General features: G+C 64.6%; 18 protein-coding genes. 11 read left to right on the top strand and 7 right to left on the bottom strand.

All coding sequences use genetic code 11. From position 1 onward, the window contains the following. The 3 genes from C8C93_RS02240 to C8C93_RS02250 all read right to left on the bottom strand — a co-directional run bounded on the left by C8C93_RS02240 (nt 1) and on the right by C8C93_RS02250 (nt 3041). Nucleotides 1–1767, bottom strand: coding sequence for a PhoH family protein (locus C8C93_RS02240; RefSeq protein ID WP_121505784.1), 1767 nt, complete (start codon nt 1765–1767; stop codon nt 1–3). A gap of 191 nt (nt 1768–1958) precedes the next feature. Then, nucleotides 1959–2444, bottom strand: coding sequence for a peroxiredoxin (locus C8C93_RS02245; RefSeq protein WP_055393154.1), 486 nt, complete (start codon nt 2442–2444; stop codon nt 1959–1961). A 225-nt stretch (nt 2445–2669) separates the two neighbouring features. Then, the gene (locus tag C8C93_RS02250) at nt 2670–3041 is read right to left on the bottom strand and encodes an Mth938-like domain-containing protein (protein ID WP_055393291.1); all 372 of its coding nucleotides are present in this window, start codon (nt 3039–3041) and stop codon (nt 2670–2672) included. A gap of 149 nt (nt 3042–3190) precedes the next feature. On the opposite strand from C8C93_RS02250, the gene C8C93_RS02255 reads away from it, so the two are divergent. The 6 genes from C8C93_RS02255 (at nt 3191) to moaD (ending at nt 9508) form a co-directional block, all read left to right on the top strand. Beyond that, nucleotides 3191–4429, top strand: a complete 1239-nt coding sequence (locus C8C93_RS02255; RefSeq protein WP_121420736.1) for a pyridoxal phosphate-dependent aminotransferase — start codon at nt 3191–3193, stop codon at nt 4427–4429. Nucleotides 4430–4522: 93 nt separating this feature from the next. Next, nucleotides 4523–5857, top strand: a complete 1335-nt coding sequence (locus C8C93_RS02260; RefSeq protein ID WP_121420735.1) for a homoserine dehydrogenase — start codon at nt 4523–4525, stop codon at nt 5855–5857. Next, nucleotides 5857–7296 (top strand): threonine synthase, encoded by a 1440-nt coding sequence (gene thrC, locus C8C93_RS02265; protein ID WP_055393160.1) that lies wholly within the window; start codon nt 5857–5859, stop codon nt 7294–7296. Before C8C93_RS02260 ends, thrC begins: the two co-directional genes overlap by 1 nt. 144 nt (nt 7297–7440) lie before the next feature. Next, the gene (mobB, locus tag C8C93_RS02270; RefSeq protein ID WP_121420733.1) at nt 7441–8010 is read left to right on the top strand and encodes a molybdopterin-guanine dinucleotide biosynthesis protein B; all 570 of its coding nucleotides are present in this window, start codon (nt 7441–7443) and stop codon (nt 8008–8010) included. Beyond that, on the top strand, nt 7995–9260 hold the full coding sequence (gene glp, locus C8C93_RS02275) for a gephyrin-like molybdotransferase Glp (RefSeq protein ID WP_121505785.1): 1266 nt from the start codon (nt 7995–7997) through the stop codon (nt 9258–9260). Before mobB ends, glp begins: the two co-directional genes overlap by 16 nt. Next, complete coding sequence (gene moaD, locus C8C93_RS02280) at nt 9257–9508, top strand: molybdopterin converting factor subunit 1 (protein WP_055393166.1); 252 nt, start codon at nt 9257–9259, stop codon at nt 9506–9508. The genes glp and moaD overlap by 4 nt, the downstream gene beginning before the upstream one ends. Before the next feature lie 33 nt (nt 9509–9541). Here the strand turns inward: moaD and dapA are convergent, their stop codons facing one another. The 4 genes from dapA to C8C93_RS02300 all read right to left on the bottom strand — a co-directional run bounded on the left by dapA (nt 9542) and on the right by C8C93_RS02300 (nt 12311). Next, a complete protein-coding gene (gene dapA, locus C8C93_RS02285; RefSeq protein ID WP_121505786.1) occupies nt 9542–10420 on the bottom strand; it encodes a 4-hydroxy-tetrahydrodipicolinate synthase in 879 nt (292 codons plus the stop codon). 272 nt (nt 10421–10692) lie between these two features. Beyond that, nucleotides 10693–11052, bottom strand: coding sequence for a hypothetical protein (locus tag C8C93_RS02290; RefSeq protein WP_055393170.1), 360 nt, complete (start codon nt 11050–11052; stop codon nt 10693–10695). Nucleotides 11053–11115: 63 nt separating this feature from the next. Beyond that, nucleotides 11116–12027 (bottom strand): hypothetical protein, encoded by a 912-nt coding sequence (locus C8C93_RS02295; protein ID WP_121420730.1) that lies wholly within the window; start codon nt 12025–12027, stop codon nt 11116–11118. A gap of 29 nt (nt 12028–12056) precedes the next feature. Next, a complete protein-coding gene (locus C8C93_RS02300) occupies nt 12057–12311 on the bottom strand; it encodes a hypothetical protein (protein ID WP_055393174.1) in 255 nt (84 codons plus the stop codon). Between the two features lie 86 nt (nt 12312–12397). Here C8C93_RS02300 and C8C93_RS02305 point away from each other — a divergent pair, with 86 nt between their 5' ends. From C8C93_RS02305 to clpB, 5 genes are all read left to right on the top strand, one after another. Then, entirely contained in the window at nt 12398–12628 is a 231-nt protein-coding gene (locus C8C93_RS02305) for a hypothetical protein (RefSeq protein WP_055393176.1), read from the top strand. A 47-nt stretch (nt 12629–12675) separates the two neighbouring features. Next, nucleotides 12676–13152 (top strand): molybdenum cofactor biosynthesis protein MoaE, encoded by a 477-nt coding sequence (locus C8C93_RS02310; RefSeq protein ID WP_121505787.1) that lies wholly within the window; start codon nt 12676–12678, stop codon nt 13150–13152. Between the two features lie 154 nt (nt 13153–13306). Continuing rightward, complete coding sequence (locus C8C93_RS02315) at nt 13307–16537, top strand: IPTL-CTERM sorting domain-containing protein (protein ID WP_121505788.1); 3231 nt, start codon at nt 13307–13309, stop codon at nt 16535–16537. 299 nt (nt 16538–16836) lie between these two features. Then, nucleotides 16837–17169: a collagen-like protein gene (locus tag C8C93_RS02320; RefSeq protein ID WP_121420727.1), complete on the top strand. Its 333-nt coding sequence runs from the start codon at nt 16837–16839 to the stop codon at nt 17167–17169. Between the two features lie 223 nt (nt 17170–17392). After that, on the top strand, nt 17393–19999 hold the full coding sequence (gene clpB / locus C8C93_RS02325) for an ATP-dependent chaperone ClpB (RefSeq protein ID WP_121505789.1): 2607 nt from the start codon (nt 17393–17395) through the stop codon (nt 19997–19999). Nucleotides 20000–20062: the final 63 nt, after the last annotated feature.

Here is a 20062-nt window from a genome sequence, read left to right on the forward strand (position 1 = left end):
TCAGAGCACCTCGCTGGCGAAATCTGCCAAGCGCGAGCGTTCGCCGCGCGCCAGCGTGATGTGCCCGCTGTGCGGCCAGCCCTTGAAGCGGTCCACGGCGTAGGTAAGCCCGGAGGACCCTTCGGTCAGGTACGGGGTGTCGATCTGCGCCAGGTTGCCCATGCAGATGATCTTGGTGCCGGGACCGGCGCGGGTGATCAGCGTCTTCATTTGCTTGGGCGTCAGGTTCTGCGCCTCATCGATGATCACGTACTTGTTCAGGAAGGTGCGCCCGCGCATGAAGTTCATGCTCTTGATCTTGATGCGGCTGCGGATCAGCTCGTTGGTGGCAGCGCGGCCCCACTCGCCAGCATTGCCGCCGTCGCCCTTGGCCAAAAACTCCAGGTTGTCGTCCAGCGCGCCCATCCAGGGGCCCATCTTTTCTTCTTCGGTACCGGGCAAAAAGCCGATGTCCTCGCCCACGCTCACCGTGGCGCGGGTCATGATGATCTCGGTGTAGCGGCGATCGTCCAGCACCTGGGTCAGGCCTGCAGCCAGGGCGAGCAGTGTCTTGCCGGTGCCGGCCGTGCCGGTCAGGGTCACGAAGTCGATCTCGGGGTCCATGAGCAGGTTCATGGCGTAGTTCTGTTCGCGGTTGCGCGTGGTCACGCCCCACACGGCATTTTTGGCCGAACCGTAGTCCTTCAGGGTCTGCAGTACCGCTGTTTTCTCGCGGATTTCGCTCACGCGCGCAAACAGGCTGGGCTCGCCGGGGGCTTCGAAGTACACGAACTGATTGATCATCAGCTGCGGCACGATGGGGCCGCCAATGCGGTAATAGGTGTGGGCGCCGCTTTGCCAGCTTTCCACGTTCTTGCCGCTCTTGGCCCAGAAGTCGGGGGGCAGGGCCAGCACGCCAGCGTAGAGCAGGTCGCCATCTTCCAGCGTCTTGTCGTTCTGGTAGTCCTCGGCAGTCAGGCCCAGCGCGCGGGCCTTGACGCGCATGTTGATGTCTTTGGAGACCAGCACCACTTCGCGCGGTGCGTGCAGCTTGCGCAGGGCTTCGACCACGCCCAGGATCTGGTTGTCGGCTTTGCCCGGGGGCAGGCTGGTGGGAAGGCTGTAGTCCAGTGGCACCGTCTGGAAGAACAGGTGGCCACCCGCAGCACGCTGGCCGGTGGAGTCAAGCTTGAGGCCCTTGGCCATGTCGGCGCCCTGGGCGGCAGCCAGGGCATCCAGCGTGCGGCTGGCCTGGCGGCCGTTGCGGGCCACTTCGGTCATGCCCTTCTTGTGGCCGTCCAGTTCTTCCAGCACGATCATCGGCAGGAAGATGTCGTGCTCTTCAAAGCGGAAGAGGCTGGTTGGGTCATGCAGGAGCACGTTGGTGTCCAGCACAAAGAGCTTGGTCGGACCTTGCGGTGCGGATTTGCGGGTGCGTGTGGTGGTCGCGGTGGCCGGGGTGGTGCTGGCGGTGACGGCGGCAGGTGTGTCGGTGCTGCGTGCCTTGCGCGTGCCGGTGCTTCGGGCCACGGGGGCGGCGGAGGGTTGGGGTGTGCGTGCTCGGGTCTCAATCTGGACCAATGGAGCTGTGTCAGGCGCTGCCAGCGACGAGGCCACGCTGTCTGCCTTGCGTCCGGCGCGGGTGGGGGCTGTAGCGGTGGCGGTGCGCTGGGGCGTAGCAACGGCTTCGTTCGCCGAGGTGGTAGCTACGCGGGGGCGGGCTGCGACTTCAAAGGCTTCTGGCGCGAGGAGTGCAGCGCGCCGGCTGGGGGCGGGGGGCAGGGGCATGGTGGCAGGGCCTCGGTCGGTAAAGGGGTAACGGATGGGTCAGAAAGCAAAAAGCCGCCTGGAGGCCAAGGCGGCTTTTTGGAGGAGGGCAAGCGTTGCGATAACCAGGGGCATAAAACCATTATGCCTACTCCGGATGTCTTGCCTGGGCAAAACAAGCGGGGTGTCGCGCCGATGCCCCAATGTGCAGATCAGGCGGCCTTTTTCAGGGCCTTGATGGATTTGACGGCTTTCAGGACCTCGTCCACGTGGCCGGGAACCTTGAGGCCGCGCCACTCTTGCACCAGCAGGCCATCGGGGCCGATCAGGAAGGTGCTGCGCTCAATGCCCTTGACCTTCTTGCCGTACATGATCTTGTTCTTGACCACACCGAACATGTGGCACATCTTTTCTTCGGTGTCGGCGATGAGTTCGAAGGGCAGTTCCAGCTTTTCCTTGAATTCGTCGTGCGACTTCATGTTGTCGCGGGACACGCCGAACACGGCAGCGCCTGCCTTCACGAAGTCCTTGTACTTGTCGCGAAACTGCATGGCCTCCGTAGTGCAGCCAGGCGTGTTGTCCTTGGGATAGAAGTAGAGAACCAGAATTTGGCCAAGGTGGGAGGTGTTGGAGACCTTGAGTCCACCGGTAGCGTTGGCTTCAAATTCAGGGAGGGGTTTGTTGACAACGATCGCCATATCACTTCAATCTCTCAGGATGTAGTCGTTGGTAAGCCGGGGGAGCTAGTGTGTTATTGCTCTTGGTGGTGCCCCCGACCGCAACCGGCGATTTTACCCCGAATTCACTCTTCGGCCAAATGTAAGACAGTGTGTCCGGCCCGCAGTGGCGGGCATTTAGGCAAGGCCTTGCATAGGTGCAAGCGCCGGATTTGCAGCTTGTCGCGGCGGTTGCAGGCCTGCAGCTCAGGCTTCCAGAATCAGTGCTGCGACCACGTTGCGCCCTTCGCTGGCCAGGATGTTGTACGTGCGGCAGGCGGCAGGGGTGTCCATGGTTTCCAGCCCCAGCCGGCGGGCGATGAGCGGCGCCAGCCACGCCGGTGGCGGGAACCGGTTGCGTGTGCCGCTGCCAAAAATGACCAGCTCTGTCTCCAGGGCTGCCAATTGCGCGAAGTGTTCGGGGGTCAGGTCTTCAAAGCGCGTGCAGGGCCAAGCCTGGCGCAGCCCCGACGAGCCGATGATGACGCTGTGCGTGATCTTCTCGGCATCCACGCCGATCCAGCCGGGGCCGTAGCCGCTGATAGTCTGAGCGTTGGAGCGGTCGGGCTGGAATTTCATGGGTGTTGACGTCGGTTGCAGGCGCTGGCGCTGCGGGTAGGCCCGGCGCAGGGCCCGGGCGCGCTTGTGATCTGTGGTCAAATTATAGGTTTCGCCAAGGTGCCAGCCGCTCTGGCCGCCACCTGACCCCACTGCACCACCGTCAGCGCATGAAAACCGTCCAAAAATCCGCCAAGCTCGCCAACGTCTGCTATGACATCCGGGGGCCCATCATGGACGCGGCCAAGCAGATGGAGGAAGACGGCCACAAGATCATCAAGCTCAACATCGGCAACCTGGCGGTGTTCGGTTTTGATGCGCCGGAAGAAATACAGCTCGACATGATCCGCAACCTGCCCAACTCGGCGGGTTATTCGGACAGCAAGGGCATCTTTGCGGCGCGCAAGGCCGTCATGCACGAGACGCAAAAACAGGGCATCAAGGGCGTGATGCTGGACGACATCTACCTGGGCAATGGCGCCAGCGAGCTGATCGTGATGGCCACCAATGCCCTGCTGGACAACGGCGACGAACTGCTCCTGCCCTCGCCCGATTACCCCCTGTGGACGGCCGCTGCCAGCCTGTCGGGCGGCACGCCCGTGCACTATGTGTGCGATGAAGCCAACGGCTGGATGCCCAACCTTCAGGATATCCGCGCCAAGATCACGCCCCGCACCAAGGGCATCGTGGTCATCAATCCCAACAACCCGACGGGCGCGCTGTATTCGGACGAATTGCTCAAGGGCATCGTCGCCATTGCACGCGAGCATGGCTTGGTCATCTTTGCCGACGAGGTGTATGACAAGGTGCTGTACGACGGCGCCAAACACACGGCTATTGGCTCGCTGAGCGAGGATGTGCTCACACTCACCTTCAATTCGCTGTCCAAGAGCTACCGCTCATGTGGCTACCGCGCGGGCTGGATGGTGGTGTCGGGCGACAAGAAGCCCGCCAAGGACTACATCGAGGGCCTGAACATGCTCTCGAACATGCGCCTGTGCGCCAACGTGCCCGGCCAGTGGGCGGTGCAGACGGCGCTGGGTGGCTACCAGAGCATCAATGAGCTGGTAGGCGAGGGCGGCCGCCTGCGCAAGCAACGTGATCTGGCGTACGAGCTGATCACGGCCATCCCGGGCGTGACCTGCGTGAAGCCCCAGGCGGCGCTCTACATGTTTCCGCGCCTCGACCCTGCCGTGTATCCCATCGAGGACGACCAGCAGTTCTTCCTGGAGCTGCTGCAGGAGACCAAGGTCATGCTGGTGCAGGGCACAGGCTTCAACTGGGCGGCGCCGGACCATTTCCGCATCGTGTTCCTGCCACACGAAGACGATCTGCGCGACGCCATCGGCCGCGTGGCGCGCTTCCTGGAGCAATACCGCAAGCGCGTGCAAATGGCGGCGGCTGCGTAACTTGCACGTTGAGTGGTGCAGAAACTCATTTTTTCATAGCTGCTAGCGCTTGATGGATAAGCGCCAGAGCCCATTTTGACTGATAAAAATCCCATGAAACCCATCCAAGTAGGCCTTCTGGGCATCGGCACCGTCGGCAGCGGCGTGTTCAACGTGCTCGCGCGCAACCAGGACGAGATCAGCCGCCGCGCTGGCCGTGGCATTGAGATCACCATGGTGGCCGATCTTGACGTGGAGCGCGCCAAAGCGGTAGTGGGTGCTGACATCCAGGTCGTCAATGACGCCCGCGCCATCATTGCCAACCCTGACATCGACATCGTCATCGAGCTGATTGGTGGCTATGGCATCGCCCGCGCGCTCGTGCTCGAAGCCATCGCCGCTGGCAAGCACGTGGTCACCGCCAACAAGGCGCTGCTGGCCGTGCACGGCACCGAGATCTTCGCGGCTGCATCGGCCAAGGGCGTGATGGTGGCCTTTGAGGCGGCCGTGGCGGGGGGCATCCCTATCATCAAGGCGCTGCGCGAAGGCCTCACCGCCAACCGCATCCAGTGGATCGCCGGCATCATCAACGGCACCACCAATTTCATCCTGTCCGAAATGCGCAGCAAGGGGCTGGACTTTGATGTGGTGCTCAAGGAAGCACAGCGCCTGGGCTACGCCGAGGCCGACCCCACCTTCGACATCGAAGGCGTGGACGCCGCGCACAAGGTCACGCTGATGAGTGCCATTGCGTTTGGCATCCCCGTGCAGTTTGACAAGGCCTATGTCGAAGGCATCACCAAGCTCGGCGCGGCCGACATCAAGTACGCCGAGCAACTGGGCTACCGCATCAAGCTGCTGGGCATCACCAAGCGCGCGGACAAGGGCATCGAGCTGCGCGTGCACCCGAGCCTCGTGCCCTCCAAGCGCCTGATCGCCAACGTCGAAGGCGCCATGAACGCCGTGGTGGTGCAGGGCGACGCCGTGGGCACCACGCTGTACTACGGCAAGGGTGCGGGCAGCGAGCCCACCGCCAGTGCCGTCATTGCCGACCTGGTGGATATCGCGCGCCTGCACACGGCCGACCCTGAGCACCGCGTGCCGCATCTGGCCTTCCAGGCCAACACGCTGGCCGATGCCATGGACACGCTGCCCGTGCTGCCGATGAGCGAAGTGGTCACCAGCTACTACCTGCGCCTGCGCGTGGCCGACCAGGCCGGTGTGCTGGCCAAGGTCACCGGCCTGTTGGCCGAGGCCGGTGTGAGCATCGACGCAGTATTGCAGCGTGAGGCTGACGAAGTCGGTGGTGAAGGATCTACGCAAACGGACCTGATCATCCTGACCCACGACACCCGCGAAGGCACCATGGACGCCGTGATCGCCCAGATGCAGGCCCTGCCCACGGTGCTGGCGCCCATCACGCGCATCCGCAAGGAGGAACTGAACTGATGCTGTACATCTCCACACGCGGCCACGCCGACCGCAAGCATTTCTGCGACATCCTGCTCGAAGGCCTGGCGCCCGATGGCGGCCTGTACCTGCCCGAGCACTACCCGCAGGTCAGCGACGCGATGCTGACAAAGCTGCGCAAGGCTTACCACGAGCAAGGCTACGCCGAGCTGGCGTTTCAGATCCTGTCGCTCTACATCGATGACATCCCCGCCGCTGACCTGAAGGCCCTGTGCGCCAAGACGTACACCGCAGAGGTGTTTGGCACGGGCGAGATCGTGCCCCTGCGCCACCTCGAAGACGGCCTGTGGCTCGAAGCCCTGTCCAACGGCCCCACGCTGGCCTTCAAGGACATGGCGATGCAATTGCTGGGCAACCTGTTCGAATACGAACTGAACCGCCGCGGTGAAGAACTCAACATCCTGGGCGCCACCAGCGGCGACACCGGCAGCGCGGCCGAGTACGCCATGCGCGGCAAAAAGGGCGTGCGCGTCTTCATGACCAGCCCGCACGGCCGAATGAGCGCGTTCCAGCAGGCGCAAATGTTCAGCCTGCAGGACGAGAACATCCACAACATCGCCATCGAAGGCGTGTTCGACGACTGCCAGGACATCGTCAAGGCCGTCAGCAACGACCTGGCCTTCAAGCGCAAGTACAAGATTGGCACCGTCAACTCCATCAACTGGGCGCGCCTTTTGGCGCAGGTGGTGTACTACTTCGCGGGCTACATCCAGGCCACCGAGACCAACGACCAGAAGGTCAGCTTCACGGTGCCCAGCGGCAACTTTGGCAACGTGTGTGCGGGCCATGTGGCGCGCATGATGGGCCTGCCCATTGACAAGCTGGTGGTGGCCACGAACGAGAACGACGTGCTCGACGAGTTCTTCCGCACCGGCGCCTACCGCGTGCGCGCCGCAGCCGACACGCACGAGACATCGAGCCCCTCGATGGACATCAGCAAGGCCAGCAACTTCGAGCGGTTCATTTTTGACCTGCTGGGCCGCAACGGCCAGCGCACGAACGCGTTGTTTGCCAAAGCGCTGCCCGCCTATGGCCGGTTTGACTTGAGCGCCGAACCGCTGTTTGCCGAAGCCGCCACCAAGTACGGTTTTGAAAGCGGCAAGAGCACCCACGCCGACCGCCTGGCGACCATCAAGGACAACTTCGAGCGCCACGGCGTCACCATCGACACCCACACGGCCGACGGCGTGAAGGTGGCGCGCGAACACCACCAGGACCCCAAGGTGCCCATGATCGTGCTGGAGACCGCGCTGCCCATCAAGTTTGCCGAGACCATCGTCGAAGCCCTGGGCCATGCGCCCGAGCGGCCCGCCAAGTTCGCGGGCATCGAAGACCTGCCCAAGCGCGTGCAGGTGATGCCGGCCAACGTGCAGTTGGTCAAGCAATACATCGAGCGCCACTGCACGCCCGCCCTCTAGGGTGGGCAATCCGTAGCCGCTCTGTCGCTGCGGATGCGGATGCGGGAGCGGCTCAGGATACTGGGTTTGAACTAAAAATGCCCCTGGCGCTTGTCTGGTAAGCGTTAGCAGCTATAAATAAAATAGCTAACCAAGGAGCAGTGGATGAAGGTTGTCGGTTTTGCCGGTTTTTCCGGCAGTGGCAAGACCACGCTGGTCGAGCAGTTGATCCCCGAGCTGCGGCTGCGGGGGTTGCGCGTGTCGGTGGTCAAACATGCCCACCATAGTTTCGACATCGACCACCCGGGCAAGGACACGTACCGCCACCGCGAGGCAGGGGCCTTCGAGGTGGTCGCGGCATCGGACAAGCGCCTGATGCTGGTGCGCGAGTTCGAGCAGCCCGCCACGCTCAGCGTGCACCACCTGCTGGCCGAGCTGTACCAGGGCGTGGACTGGGTGCTGGTGGAGGGCTTCAAGGACAGCGATCTGCTCAAGATCGAGGTCTGGCGTGCCCCCGAACCCGGCCAGGTGGCCAAGCCTGTGCGCTACCCCGAAGACGATTTTGTGGTCGCCGTGGCCACCGATGCACCGCAGGGCCTGCCTGTGCCCACCCAGTTGCCCCTGCTGGACCTCAACAGCCCGGCGCAGGTGGTGGACTGGCTGCTCCAATACGAACACCGCTTTGAGTACAACTGGGATCTGCACGGAGGCCTGGTGCCATGCGCCCCCCAATGAAGCCCCTGAAGCCGCTCGACGAGGCGCTGGCCGACCTGTTGGCCAAGGCCACACCGTTGCCAGGGACCGAGACGGTTACCACGTTTGACGCGGACGGCCGCGTGCTGGCGCAAAACTGTGTTTCGGCCCTGCAGGTGCCGCCGCAGGACAACAGCTCCATGGACGGCTACGCCGTGCGCTGCGCCGATGTGGCGGCCGTGGGTGTGGCGCTGCCGATCACCTTGCCTGTTTCGCAGCGCATTGCTGCGGGCAGCGCGGGTGATCCGCTCTTGCCGGGCACCGCCGCTCGCATCTTCACTGGCGCGCCAGTGCCCGAGGGGGCGGATGCCATCCTGATGCAGGAAGACTGCGAAGCCCTCGCCACGGGCGACGGCCTGGGCCTGGTGCGCATCAACGCCGTGCCCCCAAAGGGCCAGTGGATCCGCCGCGCGGGCGAGGACATCACCCGGGGTGCCGTGGTGCTGTCGGCCGGCACACGCCTGACCCCGGCCGAGCTGGGCCTGGCCGCCAGCATCGGCTTGCACGAACTGCAGGTGGCCCGTCGCCCCCGCGTGGCGCTGTTCTCCACGGGCGATGAACTGGTCATGCCCGGCGAGGTGCCGCCGGAGCAAATGCGCCCTGGTGCCATTTACAACAGCAACCGCTTTTTCCTGCGCGCCATGCTGCTGCGCCTGGGCTGCGAGGTGACGGACTTTGGCATCGTGCCCGACCGGCGCGACGCCACCATCGACGCCCTGCGCAGCGCGAGCGCAGCGCACGATCTCATCCTCACCAGCGGCGGCGTGAGTGTGGGCGAGGAAGACCACATCAAGCCTGCCGTCGAGTCGCTGGGCACGCTCGACCTGTGGCAGATCGCCATGAAGCCCGGCAAGCCGTTTGCCTATGGCCAGATCCCGCGTGACGGTGGTGCCGCCCACTTCATGGGCCTACCCGGCAACCCGGTGTCGAGCTTTCTGACCTTTGCGCTGCTGGTGCGCCCGTTTGTGTTGCGGCTGCAGGGTGTGGTGGACGTTGCTCCTCAACCCATAGCTGCTCGCGCTGATTTTGCCTGGCCCAAGGCCGATAAACGCCGCGAGTTTCTGCGCGTGCGCCACAACGCGGCAGGTGGGCTGGATCTGTTTCACAACCAGAGTTCGGGCGTGCTCACTTCGGCCGCCTGGGGTGATGGTGTGGTGGACAACCCGGCGGGCCAGACGATTGCATCCGGCGACACGGTGCGGTTCATTGCCTTTTCGGAGCTTTTGTCATGACGGTCACCGTGCGCTACTTTGCCTCCATCCGCGAGGCCATTGGGCAAGGCAGCGAGGCGGTCGATACCGCTGCCACCACGCTGGGTGCGCTGCGCGATGAGCTCATTGCACGCGGCGGCGCCCATGCCAGCAGCCTCGCGCGTGGCCGGGCCGTGCGCATGGCACTCAACCAGACCTTGAGCGATGAATCCGCCACCCTGGCCGATGGGGCCGAGGTGGCGTTTTTCCCGCCGGTGACGGGCGGTTAGCTGGGGCGCTCTCGCGCCCTCTGGCACGTCACCTCAAAGCGCCTTCAAACGATCCTGCAGCGCCTTCGAGGCTGGCATCATCGGCGCGCGCACTTCGCTGCGCATCCACCCTGCATGCGCCAGCATGGCCTTGAGCGGGGCAGGGTTGGGCTCTGCAAAACACGCTTCCACCCAGGGTTGCAAGGCCTGCCACAAGTGGCGGGCTGCGGGCAGGTCCCCCAGGCGCAGCAATGCCATCAACTCCACAAAACGCGGCGTCTGCCAGTGTGCACAGGCAGAGATGGCGCCTGCACCGCCGAGGGCCAGCGTATGGAAGATCTGCGCGTCTTCACCGGTCAGCACCTGCAGCCGTCCATCGGCGATCAGGGCCTGCGTCTTGGCCGTGTTGCCGCCGCAGTCCTTGATGGCCTGGATGCGCGGATGCGCCGCCAGCGCCAGCAGCGTCTCGGTGGTGAGCGTGGCGCCCGTGCGGTACGGAATGTCGTAGATCAGCAGGGGCACCGCGCTGGCGTCGGCCAGGGTGCGGAACCAGTGCAGCAGGCCCTCCTGCGAGGGGCGGATGTAGTGCGGGGCGGACACCAGCAGACCTGCAACCGGGTAGTGTGCAAGGGTCCGCACCTGTTCCAGCACCTGGCCCTGGTGGTAGCCCGATACGCCCATCACCACGGGCAAACCCTGGGCGGCGCTGAGCACGGTCTCCAGTACCTGCAGTTGCTCGGCCTTGTCGAGGGCCGCGGCCTCACCGGTCGAGCCGCAGGCAACGAAGCCCGCAACGCCGTCGGCACGCAGCCGGGTGGTGAGGGCGGCAAGGGCCGGGTGGTCCACGGCGCCGTCCTTGAACGGTGTGACCAAGGCGATCCAGAGCCCGCTGAACAGCGGCTGGTGGGAGGTAGCGGTATCGGTGGCAGACATGCGAAGCGTCCTTTCAGGGTTCGACCAGGGGAAGAACCGTCCGAAGGGAGCGCGCGCGGAATGCCGGGGAGTGAAACGAGAAAAGGAAATTTCTCTACCAGGTGGTTCCGTCGCTCATCCGGACGGAACCACAGCTCCGGTCAGATGAGCTCTGGTTTTTTGGTTTTGCCCACGCACTGCAACGCCACCGCAAGTGCGGCGGTCATGGCAAAGGGGGTGTGCGTGGACATGGGCCGCAGTATAGCCAAGCGCCCACCGTGTCCCCAGGTTGGTCAGCCTGCCTGCGGTGGCTGGGCCGCGTCGGCTGCAGATTCAGGCTGCGGCGGAACCAGCACGGGGCATTGCCACACCAGCAGCTCGGCCAGCCGGGTGACGATCCATGTCGCTTCGGCCACCGCCACGCCAGATTCGGCCGTGCACAGCCCCGCGTGGATGCGCTGCAGGATCTCGGTCTCGGAAGGCGCCTGCACGTGGTACAGCGTCTGCGCGTGCTCCACCAGGTGGCCTGCCAAGTCTTCGCACAGTTCGTAGCGGGCGCGCACGCCGTCCGCCTTTTCCGTCAGGCGCCCTCGGGTGTCGGTGTACACCGCCATGAAGGAGGGCGGCACGTGGATCTGGTTGTCGTCGTACATGGCTTGTTGGGTGGTGGGCGCGGTTCGGGGGGCAGGAAAAAAAAGCCCGCCAGAGCGGTGCAGTCAGGGGTTGTGCACACCAGCGGCCTTATTGTGCGTGGGTGCTTGTGAGCGGGCTTGCAGGTGGTGCTGCGCCATGGCCGCTGTCTCTGCAAACCAGCCCAGCAGGTGCTGCAGCCAGATTTGCAGCTCCGCCTGAAAGCGGGGTGTGAGCGCGACGAGGCCCCGGGGCGCGTCCTGGGTGAGGTGGCCCTGCGCTGTGGCTTCATTGACCAGGTTGCGCACATGCGAGTGCGAAAAACCCAGGCGCTGCGCAAGCTCGCTGGCCCGCAGGGGAAACGGCGTGGACCCTTCTTCTCCAGGGCGGTGCACCCGGCAGTGTTCGCGCAACAGCAGCATGGCAATGCGGCCACCGCCGTCGCGCTGGTCAAACCAGTCCCAGCCGCCAAACCGGCCCCGAGTTTCGGCCAGGCGATCCAGGATGTGGTCGGCCCCGGCCAGAAAGGCGGCAAAGTAGTCCGTATCGCTGTCCAGCCGCTGTGCATGGCCTGGGGGCAGGGCGCCCAGGGCCTCGGCGCAGTGCAGGTGGTGCCGCACCCAGGTGCGCAGGCCGTCCAGCAGCCTGGGGGTGGGCACCAGGTAGCGCACCCGGCGGTCGTCGGGGTCAATGTCCACCGCCACCATACCGGCAAGGCGCAGCACTGCAAAGAACGTGGCCAGCGTGCGCGCGCCCCCGGGCATGCGACGCTGCAGCAGTGCCAGTGTGGGCCGGGGGGCCCCCCGCAATTGCCATTGGTAGTGCTGCACCACCAGCCGCCCTGCCGCATGCGACTGCAGCGCCCGGCCAAAGATCTTGTTGATGAGGCGCTCGTTCCAGTGCAGCCGCAAAATGCCGTCGCAATAGGCCTCTACGGCCTGGGCATAGGTGTCCGGGGCTCGGGAGTCGAGCGCCTCAAAGGATTCTTGCAGGTCCATGGGGCGTGTTGCGGTGCAGGGTTGCTGATTCAGTCCGGCGTGAACAGGCGCTCGAACTTGGCCTGGTCGGACGCCAACTCAAAGGTCACCACCTGGCCCATTTTCATGTCCGACAGGCGGCAGGCGCCAAACAGGGTGGTTTTGCCCGCCAGCTCCATCACATCCAGGTCGATGAGGGCGTAGGGGTGGGGCACGAACACCTGGTGCTCGAACACGTTGCGGACCGTATTGCGCGGGGACGGGTAGAGCTTGTAGTGAGCGGTCTGAATCGTTTGTGTGGCCATGGGCTTAAGGTGCGGGGGGGGCTGTGGTGCGAGCAAGTGCGGGTACAGTGCGGGCGAATCGTACAGACAAACCTTTTGACCTATTTATGGCACGCAACAAAAGTGAATGGCCCGCCAAGGTGCTGGCGCTGGTCCGGGGCGGCAACCTGCCCGCCGCCATCGCACAGATCAAGGTCGCGCCCACCGTCGGTGACGTCACGCGCCTGCAGACCCTGCTGGCCCAGTTGCCTCCGTCGCCCGCACTGGCGCAGTTGAACAAGGTGGTGGAAGAAGAGCGTGCCCTGCTGGCCGCGCCCCGGTTGCACCGCTCGCCCTGAAGACTCTTTTTGTCGACTTCCACACGCCCCGTAGAGAGTTTTTTGCCATGACCCTGCCCCGCGTTTCCATCCAGACCGAGGACTTTGACCTGTCCACCGAAGTCGCTGCGCTGCGCCGCGAAAACAAAGGCATCGGCGCAGTGTGCAGCTTTGTGGGCACAGTGCGGGATCGCAACGAGGGCGACCAGGTGTCGTCCATGGAGCTGGAGCACTACCCCGGCATGACCGAAAAATCCATCGAAGCCATGTTGGACGAGGCCTTTCGGCGCTTCGATATTTTTGGCGCCCGCGTGATCCACCGCGTGGGCCTGCTGCAGCCGCTCGACCAGATCGTGCTGGTGGCGGTGTCCAGTGCCCACCGGGGCCAGAGTTTTCAGGCCTGCGAGTTCTTGATGGACTACCTCAAGACCCAGGCGCCTTTCTGGAAGAAGGAAGTAACCGCCCAGGGCGCGCGCTGGGTGGATGCCCGCGTGTCTGACGACGCGGCGCTGGCGCGCTGGGGCATTGTGGCGAACAACGCCTAGACAGTCGCTGCAGTGGGCGCCCTGCGGCGTTGCGGATACGCATCCTGCCGGGCACGTCATTCACATCCATGCAATGTTTGGACTTGTGCGCAGCCACGTCCATTTCGAGAATCGCCTCCTGCCCAGATAGGGCCTGAACAGGGAGGAATTCTTCATGAAATCTGTAGCACGAGCGCCGGGGCACGCGTGGAGGCTGGGCCTGGCCGTCGTCGGTTTGTGCCTGGCGGTCTCTGGGCAGGCCCGTGCTGATCTGGCTTTCGGGGCCGCGACCAGTTTGCGCCTGGGTGGGCTTCCCAGTGAGATGGCGACGGGAGACTTCAATGAAGACGGCCGGCCCGACCTCGTGGTGGTGGATCGCCTGGGAAGTACCGTCAAGATCCTGCTCAACACAGGCGGGGTTTCAGGTTTTTCCGAGGCGGGAGCATTCAGCGTGGGCTCTGCTCCCTACGGCGTGGCGGCGGCGGATTTCAATGGTGACGGGCATCTGGATGTTGCCGTGACCAGCTTCAACAACGGAACCGCCACGATTCACCTGGGGGATGGCAGCGGTGGTTTGTCTGCTCCGGTCACTTTTGGTGCGGGGCTCAATCCGCGCGATCTGACAGTGGCGGATTTCGACGGTGACGGGCGGCTCGACCTGGCCATTGCCGTCTTTTCCGGGGCGCAAAAAGGCGTCTCCGTCTTGTGGGGTGATGGTGACGGGCGGTTTGACGGTCGCCCCCGCACTGACATCGGTTTGGGTGTTGCAGGGCGCCATGTTGTTTCGGGCGACTGGAACGAGGACGGTCATGTGGACATTGTTGCGGGGTCGGGCGACGGTGTGTTTTTGCTGCTGGGCAATGGCGCGGGCGGTTTTGCGGCGGCCCAGCGCGTGACCGGTGACGAGTACGTCCCGTTTGTGGCCGCAGGGGATGCCAATGGCGACGGCCACCTGGACATCCTGGCACTTGTGCAGAACACCTCCGCCAGCCCTGTCCTCCTGCTCGGAGATGGGCAGGGTGGCTTTTCGCGCAGAGGGGTGGGCCCTGCCTTTGGGCGCTTCAGCGGCGGGCAGATCGTGGACGCCACGGGCGATGGCCGGGCCGACGTGGTGCTGTCCCGCTTTAGCGGCACGGTGGTGGTTGTGCCGGGCCTTGCCGGCGGCGGATTCAGTGCCCAGGGGCTGGAATACCCGGTGGGCGAATCTGCCAGCCCCCCGGCAGTGGCGGATTTCAGTGGCGACGGGCATCCAGACATCGTCGTATTGGACGACCAACGTGGCTACCTGGCCAACCTGCGGGGAGACGGCGCGGGCCGATTCGCTGCAGCACGTGCCTACGGAATCCCAGAGCGTTACACCCAGGCGATAGCCGTCGCCGATTTTGATGAAGACGGGCGCGCCGACGTCGCCGTGACGCACCGTGACGATGATGCTGTCTGGATCATGCGTGGCAATGGTGCTGGTGGATTTGAATTCAGCACCCGGCTTGATGCCGGTGCGGGCGCGGGATCCGTGGCTGCTGGCGATCTCAATGGGGACGGGCATGCGGACCTGGCCGTGGTGAACGAGGTTGACAAGACGATCATGGTCTTCCTCGGCAATGGCCGGGGCACCTTCACGGTGGCCGGGCAGCGGTCCTTCATTGGCCTGGCCCCGCGGTCAGTGGTGATTGGCAATTTCCGGGGGGCTGGCTACCCCGCGTACGCGGCCGTGTGGGCGCCAGAGACGGCAGGTGTTTACGAAGGCATCCAGTGGGTCGGCGTGAGCCCGCAGGGCTCCATCGAAATGTTGGATGTGGCGTCGTGGGATGACGTGAAGGGGTTTGCCCCGCTGGATGTCGACCAGGACGGCCGTGCCGACATCGTGGCCGCAACGTCCGTGGGCACCGTGGGCACCTCGCTGTCCTCAGCCTCGTATCCGGGCGATCCCGTCTATGTGCCGGCGGGCGTAGGCGCCCTGAGCGCGATTGCCGGTTGGAGCCAGACGGGCCGGGCAGGGGTGTTTGCCTCCGCAGGAGTGCAGATTGCCTCGTTGGCTGCCGCGCCCGGGCAGGCGCTGAGCATGGTCGGCACCTACGGCGCGGGAATCTCTGCCAGCGTTCTTGCCGCCTCTGACTTTGATGGCGATGGCGGGCCCGATCTGGTGGCCGCTGACGCAGCTTCGGGCGAGCTTGCCATCGTGCGTGGTCAGGGCGCCCCCGGTGGGCTGGGTGCGCCGCTCCTGCGGTTTGTGGGCGGCACGCCCGAGCAGATGGTGGTTGCCGACTTCAACAGGGACGGCCTGTTGGACATTGCCATCGCCAATGGTCTGGGGGGCATCACCGTGCTGGTGAATGCCTCGCCATCCCCCAATGCCGCGCTCGCGTCGCTGGCGTTGTCGCAGGGGGCGCTCAGCCCGGCATTTGCCGGTGGCGTGACGGCGTATACCGCCACGGTGCCCCATGGGGTGGCCCAGCTGTCGCTGACACCGGTGGCGGCGCAGGCCGGGGCGTCCATCACGGTCAACGGTGTGGTGGTGACCAGCGGAATGGCGACTGCGCCGCTGCCGCTTGCGGTCGGTGCCAATGTCATCCAGGTGGACGTGGTGGCTGAGAACGGCGTGGCCCGGCGCACCTACACCGTCACCGTGGAACGGAGTCAACCCGCCCTGCACACGGTCACCGCCACAGCGGGAGCGGGCGGCAGCATCAATCCGGCTGGGGCCGTCAACGTGGCCGAAGGCCAAACGGGCGCCTTCACCGTCACGCCCGCTTCGGGCTACCGCATTGCGGCCGTCACGGGCTGCGGCGGCACGCTGGCGGGCAGCACCTACACCACGGCAGCGGTGACGGCCGCTTGCACTGTGCAGGCGCGTTTTGAAACCCTATCCACACCCACGAACACCGGGTCGGGGCCGGTCAACGTGGGCGTGGTGGATGGCAGCGCGGGTTGCCAGCTGGACCTGGCGGGCACCGGCCCGGTGGCGGCACCGGCGCCGTACCCCGGCGCCACTATGCCGCACGGGGCGTTCCGCCTGCGGCTCATCAACTGCCAGCCGGGTGAGACGGTGCGTGTGGCGGTGACCTTTCCAGACCTCACGGGCTTCACGGTGAAGAAGTACGGCCCCACACCCGACAGCCCCTTGTCCAGCCGCTACTACGACCCCGTGAACCTGCAGATCAGCGGCAACACCGTGACCTACGACGTGACGGACGGTGGCTGGGGCGACAACAGCTTTGGCGCGCAGGACGGCACCATCAACGACCCGGTGGTCCCCGTGCTGCTGGCGCCCAGCCCGGCGGCCATCCCCACCCTGTCGACCTGGGGCCTGGGTGGGCTGGCCGCGCTGCTGGGGCTGCTGGCGTTGCGGGGCGGCCGACGCACGTCTGCGCGGTTTGTTGGAGCGGTGGTTCAAACAAGATTTTGAGCAAAATTGGCCGCTAGCGCTTATTGGTAAAGCGCTAGCAGCTATAAATTTTGTAGTGATTGTGAATGGGGCGGATGGAAGGTTTCATCTGCACCAGGACTTCGTCGGCTCACTGGGTTGCGGTGAGGCATCGCCAGGAACCACAAGCAGTCGTCGGGCCGTCCTACAAGGCGGCACGGGGGGCTCGATAAATTAGCGCTACCGCTGGCAGTGACTGTTGAACGCCACAGTTGCAGCCAGAAAGAAACTCTCCGCACAGTTTCATCTTCGCGTGCGCTTCATCTCCTACAAGGCTTCCCATGAAAAAATCCCTGCTGCTCGCTGCACTTATCGTTACTTTTGGTCTTGCCGCTTGCGAGAAAACGGTTGTGACCCCTCCCGCTACTGCCCCCGTGGTCGTGGTCCCGGGCCCGGCAGGCCCTGCTGGCGCCACGGGCGCAACCGGCTCGACCGGTGCCACGGTGGCCGTTCCAGGCCCTGCGGGCGAAACGGGTGCCACTGGCGCTACCGGTTCTTCGGGTGCTCCCGGTTATGACGGTGCCAAGGGTTCCACTGGCGCTACCGGTGCCACGGGCGATACTGGAGCCGATGGCAAAAAGGGCGATACCGTGATCGTCGTTCCCGCCAAGTAATTTCTCGCGGACCCTGAAAAAAGCGCAGGCGGTATTCCGCCTGCGCTTTTTTGCTTTGCGGGCTCGGCGCAGGCGGTCTGAGCCGGCGGTGATCAAATGAATCGGTTCAAGGCATCAGGGCGCCTGGGCGAAGATTGATCTGGCGCAAGGCCTGCGCTGGGGCGTCGTCTTGAAATTCCAGAAGATTTGCCCCAAGTGCAGCGCAATTCGGAGGACATCCACCATGCGTCTCGACAAATTCACCACCAAGTTCCAGGAAGCCCTGAGCGATGCACAGAGCATTGCGCTGGGCAACGACCACGCCTACATCGAGCCCGTGCACATGCTCGTGGCCATGCTCAAGCAGGACGACGGACCCAAGGCGCTGCTGCAGCGTGCGGGCGCCAACGTGCCCGGCCTGCTGGCAGCGGCGGAAGCCGCCGTCAAGCGTCTGCCCCAGGTACAGGGCAACGACCAAGTGCAGGGCGGCCCCGAGCTGGGCCGCGTGCTGCAGGCCACGGAGAAAGAGGCCATCAAGCGCGGCGACCAGTTCATTGCCAGCGAGCTGTTTTTGCTGGCCGTGATCGATAGCAAGGGCGAAGCCGCCAAGATCGCCAAGGACAACGGCCTCACGCGCAAGAGCCTGGAGGCTGCGATTGAGGCCGTGCGCGGCGGCCAGAAGATGGACAGCGCCGAGGCCGAAGGCCAGCGTGGCGCGCTGGCCAAATACTGCCTGGACCTGACCGAGCGCGCGCGCATGGGCAAGCTCGACCCCGTGATCGGGCGCGACGATGAAATCCGCCGCGCCATCCAGGTGCTGCAGCGCCGCACCAAGAACAACCCCGTGCTCATCGGCGAGCCCGGCGTGGGCAAGACCGCCATCGTCGAAGGCCTGGCCCAGCGCATTGTGGCGGGAGAGGTGCCCGAGAGCCTCAAGGGCAAGCGCGTGCTGTCGCTCGACATGGCTGCGTTGCTCGCAGGCGCCAAGTTCCGCGGCGAGTTTGAAGAGCGCCTCAAAAGCGTGCTGAACGAGCTGGCCAAGGATGAAGGCCAGACCATCGTCTTCATCGACGAGTTGCACACCATGGTGGGCGCTGGCAAGGGCGAAGGCGCGATGGACGCGGGCAACATGCTCAAGCCCGCGCTGGCCCGTGGCGAGTTGCACTGCGTGGGTGCCACCACGCTGGACGAATACCGCAAGTACATCGAAAAAGACGCAGCGCTGGAGCGCCGCTTTCAGAAGATTCTGGTGGGCGAGCCCACGGTGGAGGCCACCATCGCCATCCTGCGCGGCCTGCAGGAAAAGTACGAAGTGCACCACGGCGTGGACATCACCGACCCGGCCATCGTGGCTGCGGCCGAGCTGAGCCATCGCTACATCACCGACCGGTTTTTGCCCGACAAGGCGATCGACCTGATCGACGAGGCCGCGTCCAAGATCAAGATCGAGATGGACTCCAAGCCCGAGGTGATGGACAAGCTCGACCGCCGCCTGATCCAGCTGCAGATCGAGCGCGAAGCGGTGCGCCGCGAGAAGGATGAGTCCTCGCAAAAACGCTTTGCGCTGATCGAGGAAGAGATCACCAAGCTGCAAAAGGAAATCGCCGATTACGACGAAATCTGGCAGTCCGAAAAAGCCCAGGCGCAGGGCAGCGCCCATGTGCGCGAGGCCATCGACAAGCTCAAGTTCCAGATCGAGGAGTTCACCCGCAAGGGCGACTTCAACAAGGTGGCCGAACTGCAGTACGGCAAGCTGCCCGAGCTGGAAAAGCAGCTGAAGGAAGCGCAGGCGCAAGAGGCGGGCAAGGACGGCGCCCCTGCCGCGCGCCGCCTGCTCCGCACACAAGTCGGTGCCGAAGAAATCGCCGAGGTGGTGAGCCGCGCCACGGGCATTCCCGTGGCCAAGATGATGCAAGGCGAAAAGGACAAGCTCTTGCAGATGGAGACCAAGCTGCACGAGCGCGTGGTGGGCCAGCAAGAGGCGATTGCTGCGGTGGCCAATGCCATCCGCCGCTCGCGCTCGGGCCTGTCTGATCCCAACCGGCCCACGGGCTCGTTCCTGTTCCTCGGCCCCACGGGCGTGGGCAAGACCGAGCTGTGCAAGGCGCTGGCGGGCTTTTTGTTCGACAGCGAAGACCACCTGATCCGCATCGACATGAGCGAGTTCATGGAGAAGCACTCCGTGGCCCGCCTGATCGGCGCGCCGCCCGGTTACGTGGGCTATGAAGAAGGCGGTTACCTGACCGAGGCCGTGCGCCGCAAGCCCTACAGCGTGCTGCTGCTCGACGAGGTGGAAAAGGCCCACCCAGATGTGTTCAACGTGCTGCTGCAGGTGCTGGACGATGGCCGCCTGACGGACGGACAGGGCCGCACCGTGGACTTCAAGAACACGGTGATCGTGATGACGAGCAACATCGGCTCGCACCTGATCCAGGCCATGGTGGGACAGGACTCGGACGACATCAAGGAAGCGGTGTGGGGCGAGCTCAAGAACCACTTCCGGCCCGAGTTTTTGAACCGCATCGACGAGACCGTGGTGTTCCACGCGCTCGATGCGCAGCACATTGCCTCGATCGCCAAGATCCAGCTGCAACTGCTGCAAACCCGGCTGGCGAAGATGGATTTGGAGTTGCAGGTGTCCGATGCTGCCTTGGCAGAATTGGCCAAGGTGGGGTTCGACCCGGTGTTTGGTGCGCGGCCGCTCAAGCGGGCGATCCAACAGCGCATTGAGAACCCGCTGTCCAAGCTGCTCTTGGAGGGACAGTTTCCTCCCAAGAGCGTGATCGCTGTGAGCGTGAACCCGGTGCTGGAACCGGGGGTGTTCCAGTTCAGCGCCGCGCCGCAGGGTTGATCGGGACCAGGGGAGAAGGGGGTAACCCCTTTTCCCCTCTTCCCAGATGTGAAGGAGAGGTGA

Origin of the sequence: Acidovorax sp. 93, assembly GCF_003633835.1 — a bacterium.
Lineage (GTDB): Bacteria > Pseudomonadota > Gammaproteobacteria > Burkholderiales > Burkholderiaceae_C > Acidovorax > Acidovorax facilis.